General features: G+C 72.8%; 9 protein-coding genes. 2 read left to right on the forward strand and 7 right to left on the reverse strand.

Features of this window, described 5'->3' with window-relative positions:
- Positions 1-39: 39 nt before the first annotated feature.
- Positions 40-1860, reverse strand: coding sequence for an HNH endonuclease (locus H291_RS28105; protein WP_084467561.1), 1821 nt, complete (start codon positions 1858-1860; stop codon positions 40-42).
- Between the two features lie 622 nt (positions 1861-2482).
- Between H291_RS28105 and H291_RS0100555 the strand changes: the two genes are divergently transcribed.
- A complete protein-coding gene (locus H291_RS0100555) occupies positions 2483-2866 on the forward strand; it encodes a VOC family protein (protein ID WP_026365240.1) in 384 nt (127 codons plus the stop codon).
- Between the two features lie 4 nt (positions 2867-2870).
- On the opposite strand, the gene H291_RS0100560 is transcribed toward H291_RS0100555, so the two are convergent.
- The 6 genes from H291_RS0100560 to H291_RS0100585 form a co-directional block, all read right to left on the reverse strand.
- Complete coding sequence (locus tag H291_RS0100560) at positions 2871-4037, reverse strand: ROK family protein (protein WP_020013024.1); 1167 nt, start codon at positions 4035-4037, stop codon at positions 2871-2873.
- 64 nt (positions 4038-4101) lie between these two features.
- Positions 4102-5463, reverse strand: coding sequence for an ABC transporter substrate-binding protein (locus tag H291_RS0100565; protein ID WP_198012372.1), 1362 nt, complete (start codon positions 5461-5463; stop codon positions 4102-4104).
- On the reverse strand, positions 5460-6458 hold the full coding sequence (locus H291_RS0100570) for an acetylxylan esterase (RefSeq protein ID WP_020013026.1): 999 nt from the start codon (positions 6456-6458) through the stop codon (positions 5460-5462). The genes H291_RS0100565 and H291_RS0100570 overlap by 4 nt, the downstream gene beginning before the upstream one ends.
- Positions 6455-8872: a glycosyl hydrolase family 95 catalytic domain-containing protein gene (locus tag H291_RS28110; protein WP_020013027.1), complete on the reverse strand. Its 2418-nt coding sequence runs from the start codon at positions 8870-8872 to the stop codon at positions 6455-6457. The genes H291_RS0100570 and H291_RS28110 overlap by 4 nt, the downstream gene beginning before the upstream one ends.
- Positions 8869-9777 (reverse strand): carbohydrate ABC transporter permease, encoded by a 909-nt coding sequence (locus H291_RS0100580; RefSeq protein ID WP_026365241.1) that lies wholly within the window; start codon positions 9775-9777, stop codon positions 8869-8871. The genes H291_RS28110 and H291_RS0100580 overlap by 4 nt, the downstream gene beginning before the upstream one ends.
- Positions 9778-9786: 9 nt before the next feature.
- Complete coding sequence (locus H291_RS0100585) at positions 9787-10746, reverse strand: carbohydrate ABC transporter permease (protein WP_020013029.1); 960 nt, start codon at positions 10744-10746, stop codon at positions 9787-9789.
- Between the two features lie 110 nt (positions 10747-10856).
- On the opposite strand from H291_RS0100585, the gene H291_RS0100590 reads away from it, so the two are divergent.
- Positions 10857-13058: an alpha-galactosidase gene (locus H291_RS0100590; RefSeq protein WP_026365242.1), complete on the forward strand. Its 2202-nt coding sequence runs from the start codon at positions 10857-10859 to the stop codon at positions 13056-13058.
- Positions 13059-13087 lie beyond the last annotated feature (29 nt).

The raw sequence follows: 13087 nt of genomic DNA on the forward strand, positions 1-13087 counted from the left end.
ATCCGTTGAGCAACGCGGCCTGGTGGTGTCTGTGATGTGTCAGGCGGGGTGGGTCCAGGAGAGGTCGGGTCGGCTTGATCGGGCGCGGGCTCGGCCGGGTACCCGGCTCGCTGGCCGGAGGAGTGGTTGGGGGGCTGGGCTCGGTTGGCGGGGTGGTGGGCTCGGTCGGTAGGGGATCGTGCCGTGGCCGGGTGTGGTCTGGCAGCCGATCGAGTAGCGGCTGCGTGGGGTGTGGCCGGGCGCGGGGCCGGTCATGCCGACCGCGGGGGTCCAGGGCGGGGTCGCGGTGCGGTCGCGGGTTGGCGTGGGGTCCGGAACGTGGTCGGGCTCTCCGGTCGCCGACGCGAGAGCCGCCGTTGCGGGGTTCTCGGCCTGGTCGGGGTCGAGGGGCGGTCCCGACGCAGCAGTTGCCGGCGTGTCACCGGGCGTCTCGGAATCTGCGACGGGTGCCGGCCGGTCTGCCAACGTGTTGCCGTCACCGAGCTCGTTAGAGCCCGCGACCGGTGTCACCTCATTGGCTATGCCAGTGGCACGAACCGAGGACGCTTCATGAACGGAGGACACGTCACGCCTGGGTGTCGTGTTGCCGGTCCTGGCGGGTGTCGGTGGTGTGGGCGCGACCGAGACGTAGGTGTGCCCGGTCGGGGTGACCGTCTCGACGGCGTGGAGGCCGTTGAGCTGGGTGGACTTCTGCGACCAGCCGGGGGCTTGCTTCGCGTGATTGCACCGGGCACACAGGCCCTGGCCGTTGTCGAGGCTGGTCGCGCCACCCTCCGCGTGCGGGGTGACGTGGTCGGTGTGCCGGATGGGCGCGTCGCACCAGGCGGTGGCGCAGATGCCCTGCTCCCGGGCCCGCAACAGCGCTGCGAGGCCCTGGGGGTGGAACCGGGATGTGGATGTCGTGGCCAGGAGGCGGCCGTGCGGGTTGACGTAGATGCTCCGCAGCCACGCCGTGTCCGTGTCGATCGCATGGGCGGCAAGGTTGCGGGCGACCGGTGCCGGCACGACGCCCGCCCCGGCCGGTGCTCCCTCGACGACTATGGCGGGCTGGTTGCCGCCGGCGAGGAGGGTGTCGTCGGAGACGAGCAGGTTGATCGTGACCGGGACATCGTTCGCCTGCCCGGGTTCACGGGTGGTGACGCGTTCGATGAGGGTGTCGGCCATGATCTGGCCCACTCCACGCTCGTCACCCGTGGCCTTCGTGGCGTCGGCGGTTGCTTTGAGCTGGGCGTAGGCCTGGACGCCCTGTGCCATCGGGACCAGGGCGGTGAGGTAGACCATGAGGTCGGGTGCCGGGCGGATCGAGACCCGCCGCTCCGAGACGGCCTTCGCGTTGCGCTTCACGCAGGCATGCACGTCCAGCTGGGCGGCGAGTTCCTTGATCCGGGCGATCAGCCGACGGGTGCTCATCCGGGCCAGCTCGGCCAGGTGCGCAGGCCCGCAGATCTCCTCGTCGATCAGGGCACGGTGCTCCAACGAAAGGTGCGAGGTCTCCCGGACCAGGAGGGTGGCCCGCCACTGGGACAGCACCCCGGCCTGAAGGGCGGCGAACGTGTGCGGCATCTGCGTCACCCAGACCCGCGACGTGGACACGAACCCGGCACCCGCATGCGGGCTCACTCGAAGGGCGGCAGCGACCTGGTTGGGGACACCCCGCCCACGCCGCTCAGAGCGGATGCTCTGCCGCGCCTCATCGGCACGTGTCGTCTCGTCGAGCGCGACCGTGAGTCGCGCCTGGGTAGCGGTGATCGCGTTCTTGACGGCCTCGAGTTCACCGAGCAGGTCGACCCACTCGGCCTGCACAGCACCCGGAACACCCGCACTCCCGGACTCGATGTCAGTGGCACCAGGCAAGATCATGCCTGCGAGGGCCTCACGCACCGCACGCACGCCCGCTACGTCGACGGCTCCGCCAGGCCTGGACGGGCCCGCGGCACCGAACGCACCTGCAGCACCCGACGCACCTGCAGCACCGGACGCACCCGCGACACCCGACTCCTCGGCGCCGCCGGGCAGCACCGACCCGCGAGGCAGTCTCGGTCCGTTGCCGGGCAGCACCGATCGAGCAGGCTGCTTGCCTGCTCGTCCTGGTACCTCACCCGTTCGCGTCATGCCATCAAAATATGGCACACACGTACGCACCGCTCGCTGAATCGACCCGATCTGCCGATAGCAGAATCCGGCTGCTCGCCCTGTGGACAAGCCAGGAATTGGACGGTCAGCGACCAGAATCTGCTCGCCCGTCTCGTCGATCGCGCCAGACGCTCGTCGCGCTTGCAGGAACCGCACGAACGCCCGCACCCACCCGCCGTTTGCACCAGCCGGGCGGCGCCGCCCGCCGCCCACCACCACCCGCCCACCACCACCCGCCCACCACCTCCCGCCCACCACCACCCGCTCCCAGCGGACAGAATCACCGACCCCTCAGCACTTCCCGCCCGAACGTCCTCGACAAAGCCGCCCACGCCCCTACGGTGGCCCCATGGCGAGACTTCACGACGTGGTGTTCGACTGCCGCCACCCCGCGTCCCTGGCCCGGTTCTGGGCGATCGTGCTGGACGGCTACGCCGTCGCCCCGTACGACGACGAGGAGCTGGCCCGGCTGCGCACCCTCGGCGTCCACGACCCGGAGGACGACCCGTCCGTGCTGGTCGAGGGCCCGGCCGGGGCGCCGCGTCTCTTCTTCAACGCGGTGCCCGAGCCCAAGTCGGTCAAGAACCGGGTGCACCTCGACGTCCGCGCCCCCGACCGGGACGCCGAGGTGGCGCGCCTGGTCGCGGCCGGAGCATCCGAGATCGGCCGGCACGAGAACTGGGTGGTCATGACCGACCCCGAGAGCAACGAGTTCTGCGTCTTCCCTGAGTAACCCCTCAGCCGACAGGCCGCAGCGCCTCCCGGAACGCCGCCACGGCCGCGCCGCAGGCCCAGTCGATGAACGTGTGCCGCCGCACCACCAGGCGGCAGTTCGCCGCCGCGCCGAACGCGTGCGCGGCGAACTCCTCGCGGATGCGGCGCTCGTACAGGTCGTACTCCATGACGCCCTCGCCCGCGATGACCACCACCTCGGGGTCCACCAGGTTCGCGGTCACGGCGAGCGCCGCCCCGATGGCGGTGCCCGCCCGGTCGAACGCGTCGACGGCGGTCCGGTCGCCGGCGTGGGCCAGGGCCACCGCGTCCGCGAGCGTGAGCGCGGGGTCGCCGTGCCCGGCGCGGACGGCGTCGCGGATGGCGCCCGAGGACGCCACCGCCTCGACGCAGCCGCGGCGTCCGCACACGCATCTCGCGTCGGGGGAGGCCAGCGGCAGGTGGCCGATCTCGCCGACGACGCCGTGCGCCCCGACCACGACGTCGCGGTTGACGTAGATGCCGCAGCCGATGCCCGCGCCGATGGTGACGATGGCGAAGCTCTCCGCCTCGACGCCGAGCCCGAACCACTGCTCGGACCTCGCGAGCGCCCGCACGTCGTTCTCGACCACGACCGGCAGGTCGACCTCCCGCGCGACCGTGGCCCCCAGGGGCACGTTGGCCCAGCCGAGCAGCGGGGAGTGGCGCACGACGCCGGAGCCCGAGTCGATGTCGCCGGACACCGAGACGCCGATGCCCACGAGCCGCTCCGCGCTGTCCCCGAGCTTGTCCACGAGCCGGCGCGCGCAGCGCACGATCTCGGCCGTGACCGTCTCCGGATCGTGCCGCTCAAGGGGCCGCCGGGTGGAGGTGAGCACCTCGTTGCCGATGCTCACGGCGACGGCCACGATCTCGTCGGCGTTGACCTTGACGCCGATCGCGAGCATCGAGCGCGGCACCACGCTCAGGGGGTAGACGGGCCGGCCGGGCGAGGAGCTCTCGGCGTGCTCGCCCACGGTCACGAAGCCGTCGCGGATCAGCGGGCTCACGGTCTTGGTCACCTTGGCCTGCGAGAGCCCGGTGAGGCGGCCGATCTCGATCCGGCTGACCGGACCGTGCGTGATGATGCGCGTGAAGATCTCCGCCGACGTCGCCGTGCGCAGCGCCGGGGTTCGGGCGACCAGGGGGCTCATGCAAGGACCTCGCCTTCGGGTCCGGGCGCGACGCGTGCGGCGTCGCGCCCGGACCGGGGGGTGACTACTGCTTGGACAGGATCTCCTGGGCCTTGTCCGCGGCCTCCTGCCACACGTCGTCGTCACGCTGGTGGCTGTAGTACGCCTCGAACAGGGGCTGCAGCTCCGACTTGAGCTCGGCGCCGTTGCGGTAGGCCAGCGACGGCTCGAGCTGCTCGTTCTTCGAGTAGTCCACGAAGACGCTCAGGTCGACGCCCTTCTCGAGCTGGTCCGCGGCCAGGGCCTCCATGGCCGAGGGGATCGACGGGAAGAACGAGCCCGAGGTGAGCGCGGCGCTCTCCTGGCACTCGGCCGTGCCCATGAACGAGATCCAGTCCCAGGCCGCCTGCTTGACCTTGCTGCCCGACCACAGCATGTTGCCGTTGGAGTTGCTCATGACCACGCGCGTCTCGCCGTCCGGGCCGAGCACGTTGGGCGCGATGCCGACCGACATGTCGGGCAGCTTCGCGAACGTCGTGGCCGACCACGAGCCGCCGGAGATCATCGCGACCGAGCCGGAGCCGAGCTGCTCGGTGTCACCGACGGTGAACTGGCCGAACTTCGGGGCCAGGCCACGGTCGGACAGGCCGCGCAGGTAGTCCATGGTCTCGACGAACGTCGGGTCGGCGAACGCGAAGGACGTGGGCCACGCCGCGGGCTCGCGCATGGTCCAGTCGGTCGCGGCGGCGAACTGGTACCAGGTGGTCTGGCCCAGGTAGTCGTTCGTGCCGAGGGCCCCGATGCCGTAGACCTTGACCTTGTCCTTGTCGAAGCCCTTCTCGTCGCCGCGCTTGCCGTTCTCGTCGACGGTCAGGTGCGACACGACCTCGTCGAAGGTGCCGCCGTCCTCCGGGTTCCAGGTCATGTTCGTGACGTCGTCCTCGGTGAGGCCGGCGTCCTTCAGCATGTCCTTGTTGTAGTAGAACGCGGAGCCGGCCCAGTCGAGGGGCAGCGCGTACTGCTTGTCGTCCGTGTACGTGAACGCCGGGACGCCCACGTTGAACACGCCCAGGTCGTAGTCCGACTCGGCGATGTAGTCGTCGAGCGGCTCGAGCTGGCCCTGCTTGGCGTACGAGTCGAGGAACTCCACGCTGTTCTGGAACGCGTCCGGCGCGTTGCCGGCCACGAATCCGGCGGTCAGCTTGGTGAAGTAGTCGTCCACCGCGTACTGCGTGATGTTGACCGTGATGTCCGGGTACTTCTCCTGGAAGGCGGGCAGGCAGGTCTTGTACGACTCGGCCTGCTTCTCGTCCCAGGTCCACCAGTTGACGGTGCCCGCGTGAGCGCCCTCCTCGGCGGCCCCGCCGTCCGAGCCGCCCGCGCAGGCGGCCAGCGACAGAGTGACGGCGGCTGCGGCGACGATGCCCAGCATCTGCTTCGATTTCATGATTCCTCTTCGATCAAGGGACCGGATGGGTTGAGGTGGCCGACGGCGCCCTCGAGCACACGGCCGAGCACGTCGAGCGCGCCCTGCCGGTCGAGGCTGCCGCCGGCGTCATGGCCGTTGACCGGCCAGACGGCGATGTCGTGCGCGGCCGCGTACTCGTTGTGCGCGGCGAACACGGTTTCGGGGGGAGTGATGTCGTCGTCGAGCCCGGCGGAGAACCACGCGGGCGCGTGGGCCAGGCGGGCGAAGTTCACGACGTCGAAGTGGCGCAGCGTGGCCAGCGCGCGTTCGCGGCGCGCCCGGTCCCGGGCCAGCAGGTCGGCCAGCTCGCGGTAGGGGCCGTTGCGGCTGAGCGTCAGCGCGCCCGGCAGGTCCGCGAGGAACGGGGCCTGCGCGAGCACCGCGGCCACGCCGGGGGCGAGGTAGCCCGCGGCCAGCGCGATCCCGGCGCCCTGGCTGTTGCCGAGCACCGCCACGCGGTCGGGGTCCACGCCGGGCAGCAGCCGGACGGCGTCGACCGCGCGGGCCGCGTCGGTGAACACGCGCCGGTAGTAGTAGCCCGCCGCGTCGCCCAGGCCGCGCGTGACGTAGCCCGTGCTGTCGCCCCACGGCCCGTCCGGCGTCGACCCGTCGCCCTGGCCGCGGGTGTCCATGACCAGGTGGGCGTAGCCCGCCGCCGCCCAGGTCAGGTCGTCGATCGCGTGCCCGCGTCCGGCGCCGTACCCCGTGAAGTGGACGACGGCGGGCAGGCGGCCGTCGCGGTGCCGGGGCAGGCGCAGCCAGGCGCGCACCGGGTCGCCGCCGAACCCGGGGAAGGTCACGTCGAACACCTCGACGGCGTCCAGGGGCGTGGCCACCGGGGTCACGGCCGGCGGGGTGTCGAACCGGCGGGCCCCCTGCAGCGTGTCGCGCCAGAAGCTCGCGAAGTCGTCCGGCAGGTCCTGGGTGGAGCGGTACGAACGGAGCGCGGCCTCGCGGGGGTCCGCGGTGGTCATGAGAGGTCCCCGAACAGGTCCGCGACCTCGGCGCCGTCGGCGGGCAGCGTGTGCGTGCGCCCGCCGAAGGTGACGACGACGTCGCGCGCGCCACCCCCGACTGCGTCGTGCAGGCGGAGCGTGGCAGGGCGCCCGGCGCGCCAGGCGAGGTCCACCGCGACACCGCCGCGCGTGCGGATGCCGGTGATCCGGCCGTCGGGCCAGGCCGCGGGCAGGGCCGGCAGCAGGCGCAGCGGGTCCTCGGGCGTGCCCGCCCCGGCGCCGACCAGCAGCTCCGCGATCGCGGCGGCCAGCCCGTAGTTGCCGTCGATCTGGAACGGCGGGTGCGTCGAGAACAGGTTGGGCAGCAGGCCGCCCCACTCGGAGCCGTCCACGGGCGAGTCGACGTCGGGGTCGTCGAGGTAGGGGCGGGATGCCTCACGCAGCAGGTCGCGCGCGACGTCGCCGTCGCCCAGCCGGGCCCGCAGGGCGATCTTCCACGACCACGACCAGCCCATGGCGCCCGGACCGCGCACGTCGAGCGTGCGGCGCGCGGCCGCGGCCAGCTCCGGGGTGCGCTCCACGTCGATCGCGGTGAGCGGGTAGAGCCCGACCAGGTGCGACAGGTGCCGGTGGTGCGGGTCGGTCGAGGTGCCGTCCTCGCCCCACTCGGCCACGGTGCCGTCGTCGGCCACACGCAGCGGGGCCAGGCGGGGGAGGGCGGCGCGGATCTCGGCCAGCAGCGGCTCGTCGACGGCGCCCGCGGCCTCCGCCGCGGCGAGCGTGCGCTCGAACGTGGTCCGGATCAGGGTCAGGTCCATCGCGGACGACGTCGACACCGAACCCGTCGACCCGTCCGCGCGCCGGAACGAGTTCTCGGGCGAGGTCGACGGCGACGTGCCGAGCACGCCGTCGGCGTCGGCCACCAGCCAGTCGAGCGCGAAGGCGCTCGCGCCGAGCAGCAGCGGCAGCACCCGCCCGGCCAGCTCGTCGCGGTCGCGCCCGTACTCCCAGCGCTGCCAGGCGTGGTCGGCGAGCCAGAGGCCGCCCATCGGCCAGAACGCCCAGGACGTCGCCCCGTGGCCCGCGCCGACGGGCAGCGCCCAGCCCCACGGGTCGGTGTTGTGGTGCGCCACCCAGCCGCGCGCGCCGTACAGGGCGTGCGCCACGGCGGTGCCGGTCTCGGCCACGCGCTCCAGCAGGTCGAGCAGCGGGGCGTGCAGCTCGCCCAGGCCGGTGCGCTCGGCCAGCCAGTAGTTCATCTGGGTGTTGATGTTGATCGTGTAGTTCGACGACCACGGCGGGCGCATCGACTCGTTCCAGATGCCCTGCAGGTTGGCGGGCGGCGAACCGGGCCGCGACGACGAGACCAGCAGGTACCGGCCGTAGGCGTAGAGCACGGGGGCCAGGGCGCGGTCGTCGGCGTCCGCGAGGAGGGCGGCGACGTCGACCGGGGTGGCGTCAGCGCTGTCACCGAGCTCCAGGACGGACCGGCCCAGGAGGGCTCCCGCGTCGGCCTCGTGCCGGGCGCGGAGGTCGCCGGCGTCGGACGCGACGACCTCGGCGGCGTGCGCGGCGGCACGCTCGGCGAGCTCGGCGCGCGTGGCGGACGGCTCGTGCCGCCACCAGCGGCGGGCGTTGGTCTCGGTCGTGACGGCCAGGAGCACGCGGCGGGCGTCGGTGATCGCCATGTCATGGGCGTCCTCGTCGGCTGTCACGGCACCGTCAGTGCGCACGGCCACTGCCACGGCCGCCGCCGGGTCGAAGCCGGCCCCGTCCGTTCCCCAGACATGGGCCTCGGCGTCCGGCTCGTGCCCCGGCGCGCCGTCGACCGGCGCCTCGACGATCAGGCCCAGACCCGCGGTGCCGCCGTCCGGCAGCCGCACGTCCGTGCCCGCGACCCGCAGGGGCGAGCGCAGGCGCAGCACGGCCGAGACCGGGGCGTCGGCCGTGAGCTCGACGACGAGGGCGCCGTCGGCCGCGCCGACCCAGCTGCTGCGGCGCACGCGCACGCCGTCGAGCAGGAAGGACTCGTCGACCACGGCGCGGGAGAGGTCGAGCACGCGCTCGTAGTCGGTCAGCGCCGCCGGGCCGAGGTCCAGGTCGAGGTGGCCGAGCGGCAGGAACTCCTGGCTCCACGGGCCCTCGAAGGTGCGCAGCAGGAGCTCGACCTCGTCGTCGTCCTGCCGGGCGACGGCGGCGCGCACCTCGGCGAGCCGCTCGGGTCCGGCGCCGCCGGCCAGGACCGCGTCGAGCGCGCGGCGCGGGCCGTCCGGGGTGCCCGACCACAGCGTCGAGTCGTTGAGGCCGATGCGGCCGCGGGCGTCGCCGAAGACCATGCCGCCGATCGCGCCGTCGCCGATGGGCGTGGCCTCGGTCCAGCGGGCGGCGGGGCCGGTCCAGCGCAGGCGCACGGGGCGGGGTGCGGTGGTCACTTGAGCCCCGAGAAGCCGATGGAGTCGACGATCCGGCGGCCGAACGCGAGGAACAGCACCAGCATCGGCAGGGCCGCGACCAGCGTCGCCGCCATGAGGCCGGCCCAGTCGGGGGCGGCCTGCGGCGAGGACTGCTTGAACACGGCCAGGGCGAGCGTGAGCGGCCGGACGCTGTCGTCGCTGGTCACCAGGAGCGGCCAGAAGTAGTCGTTCCACGCGCCGATGAAGCCCAGGATCGACAGGGTGGTCACGGGGCCGGACGTCATGGGCAGCGTGATCTGGAACAGCACGCGCAGGCGGCTGGCGCCGTCGATCAGCGCGGCCTCCTCGATCTCGCCGCTCAGGCCGAGCATGAACTGCCGCAGGAAGAAGATGTTGAACGCCGAGAACAGCGCCCCCGGCAGGATCAGCCCGCCGAACGTGTTGAGCAGGCCCAGGTCCTTGATCAGCACGAAGTTCGGCAGCAGCGTCAGGATGCCCGGCACCATGAGCGCCGTGAGCAGCACGGAGAACACCAGGTCCCGGCCGGGCCACTGCAGGCGGGCGAACGCGTAGGCGGCGATCAGCGAGAAGAACACGACCAGGACGGTCGAGAGCGTCGCGAAGATCAGCGAGTTCATCGCGAAGTGCAGGATGTTGATGCTGGCGCCCGAGCCGCCCTCGGCCAGGGACTCGGCCGACGTGGCGATGCCGAGCACCCGGCGGAACGCGCCGAGCGTGAAGTCCACCGGCAGCAGCGACGACGGGTGCGTGATCAGCGAGTAGTTGTTCGAGAACGACGTCCGCAGGATCCAGTAGAACGGGAAGATCGTGACCAGCACGACCCCGCCGAGGTAGGTCCAGGCGACGGCGCGGCCCACGCTGAAACGGCGGCGGGGCCCGGAGACGGTAGCAGATGCGGACATGCGTGTTCCTCAGTTCGTGTCGGACTCGTCGGCGCGCAGCAGGCGCATCTGCAGGAAGGTGATGGTGATGAGCATCGCGAACAGCGCGAGCGACATGGTCGCGGCGTAGCCGAACTCGAACTGGCCGAACGCCTTGTCGTAGATGTAGAGCTGCAGCACGTTCGACGCGCGGGCCGGGCCGCCCTGCGTGGTCACGGCCACGAGGTCGAACACCTGGAACGAGCCGATCACCGTCAGCACCAGCACCATCGCCAGCACGGGACGCAGCAGCGGGAGCGTGAGGCGGCGGAACATCTGCATCTCGTTGGCGCCGTCGATCCGGCCGGCCTCGTAGACGGTCGGCGGGATGGTCTGCAGGCCCGCGAACACGATGATCGCGTTGTATCCCATGCCCTTCCAGACGCTGATCAGCGCGATCGTGGGGATGGCCCACTTGCTGGAGCCCAGGAAGAAGACGGGGTCGAGGCCGAGCTGGCGGATCGCGATGTTCACGATGCCGAGCTGGGCGTCGAGCATCCAGGACCATGTGGTGGCCGCGACGACCCCCGAGATGAGGAACGGGAGGATGATGATTCCCCGGAGCGCGGTCGACGCCGTCAGCCGGTGCAGCACCACGGCCGTCGTGACCGAGAGGGCCATGCCGATCACGACCGACAGGACCACGAAGTAGGCCGTGACGCCGAGCGAGTGCCAGAAGACCTCGTCGGCCACCAGGCGCTTCAGGTTGTCGAGGCCGGTCCACTGCGGCGGGGTGAGCACCCGGAAGTCGGTGAAGCTCAGGTAGATGCCGCGCAGGGTGGGGTAGGCGGCGAACGCGAGGAACCCGATGACGGCGGGTGCGATCAGGACCCAGGCGAGGCGCGCGTCGCCGCGGTGGGCGGGCGAGCCGGTGCGGCGCGCCGGCCCGGTCTTGTGGTCACGCCCGGTCGCGGTTCGTCCGCGTGCCGGGGTGGTGGTGGAGATCGCCATCGGCCTCATCCCTCGTCGTCGAGCTGCAGGAGGTGGGCACCTCGCTTGCCGCCGAAAGCGTAGGGCGACTAAGTTTCCGCTGTCAAGAAAGTCGATTCGGGGTGGTGAAGATGTCTGCTGGTGATGGATACGCGGTGCTGCGCGCGGCCGGAGTGTCGCTCGTGCTCGATCTCGTGGGCGTGATGCCCCAGGTGCTGCACTGGGGCGCGGACCTCGGTGACCTCGGCCCCGAGGGTGTGGACGCGCTGCGCGAGTCCGGGGCCACCGCGCGGGTCGCCAACTCGCCGGAGACGCCCCGTGCGGTCACGCTCCTGCCGGTCGAGCGGGACGCCTGGGCGGGTCTGCCGGGCATCGAGGGCCACCGCGCCGGGACGGCGACGACGCCGCGTCCCGAGCTCGTGGCGGCGGACGTCGAGGTCCCGGCCGACGGCGCCGGGGGCACGGTGCGCCTGGACGTGCGCGAGCCGGTCGCGGACCTCGCGCTCACGGCCGAGGTGGAGCTGGAGGCGACGGGCGTCCTGCGGGTGCGGTGGACCGTGACGCCGGGGGCCGAGGGCGGCGCGAGCGGCGCGGGGCGCGAGGTCTACGACCTGTCGCACGTCGCGGCGCTCCTGCCCCTCCCGGCCCGCGCGACCGAGGTGCTCGACTTCAGCGGGCGCTGGAGCCGGGAGCGGCAGCCGCAGCGCCTCCCGCTGGTGGACGGCGACCACGTGCGCGAGGTGCGCCGGGGCAAGCCGGGGGCGGACTCGCCGTACCTGGTCGCGGCGGGCACGCCCGGGTTCGGCCACCGGTCGGGCGAGGTGTGGGCGGCCCACGTGGCGTGGAGCGGCGACCAGCGCTGGATCGTGCAGCGCCTGTCCGAGGGCGCGGGCGCGCACGCGGCCGTGCTCGGCGGCGGCGAGCTGCTGCGCGCCGGCGAGGTGCGGCTGGCCGCGGGGGAGAGCTACACGACCCCCGACGTGCTGTTCGCGTGGTCGGACGCGGGGCTGGACGGCGTCGCCGACCGGTTCCACCGCCGCACCCGCGCGCGCCGTCCGCGGCGGCGCCCGCAGCCGCTCGTGCTCAACACGTGGGAGGCCGTCTACTTCGACCACGACCTGGGCCGCCTGACCGAGCTCGTGGACCGCGCCGCCCGGGTGGGCGTGGAGCGCATCGTGCTCGACGACGGCTGGTTCCGGGGGCGCCGCGACGACACGGCGGGCCTCGGCGACTGGCAGGTCGAGACCGCCGTCTGGCCCGACGGGCTGGACCCCTTCGTCTCGCGGGTGCGCGCGGCGGGCCTGGAGTTCGGGCTGTGGTTCGAGCCCGAGATGGTCAGCCTGAACTCCGACCTGGCGCGCGAGCACCCCGAGTGGCTGCTGGCGCCGTCGGCCGGGGTGGGGACGAGCTTCCGCAACCAGTACGTGCTCGACGTCGCCCACCCCGACGCGTACGCGTACCTGCTGGACGCGATCTCGGCGCTCGTGGAGCGCTACGGCATCGACTACATCAAGTGGGACCACAACCGGGACCTGCTCGAGGCCGTGATCCGTGGCGGCGCCGCCGGGGACCGGCCGGGGGTGCGGCGGCAGACGCTGGCGCTGTACGCCCTGCTCGACGAGCTGCACGAGCGGCACCCGGCGCTGGAGATCGAGAGCTGCTCGGCCGGCGGCGGGCGTGTGGACCTCGGCATCCTGGACCACACCGAACGGGTGTGGACCTCGGACTGCAACGACCCCGTGGAGCGTCAGCAGATCCAGCGCTGGAGCGAGGTGCTGCTGCCGCCGGAGCTGCTGGGCTCGCACGTCGGCGCGGCGCGGGCGCACACCACGAACCGGGTCACCGACCTGTCGTTCCGGCTGGTGACGGCGGCGTTCGCCGCGCCGGGGATCGAGTGGGACATCACGGGCTGCACCGAGGACGAGATGGTGCGGCTCACCCAGTGGGCCGCGTTCGTGAAGTCCCGGCGGGACCTGCTGCACGGGGGCGTGCGCGTGCACGCCGACCTCGCCGACGAGCAGACGCTGCTGCACGGCACCGTGTCCGAGGACCGTACCCGCGCGCTGTTCGCGTGGGTGCGGCTGGCCAGCTCGGCCGGGCCGCAGGTGGCCCGGGTGCCCTTCCCGGGCCTCGACCGGGACCGGGACTACGTGGTGCGCGTGCCGGACGCGTTCGGCCCCACCGCCGTGCACGGCCGGGAGCCCGCGTGGCTCGAGCACGCCCGGCGCGCCGGGGGCTTCCGGGCGCCGGGCGCCGTCCTGGCGTCGGCCGGGGTGACGCTGCCGGTGCTGCAGCCGGCGTCGGGCCTGGTGCTGGAGCTGACGGCAGAGTGAACGTGTCAGACGCTCAGATCCCTCCAGGG

This window comes from Promicromonospora sukumoe 327MFSha3.1, assembly GCF_000385135.1.
Classification (GTDB): Bacteria; Actinomycetota; Actinomycetes; order Actinomycetales; family Cellulomonadaceae; genus Promicromonospora; species Promicromonospora sukumoe_B.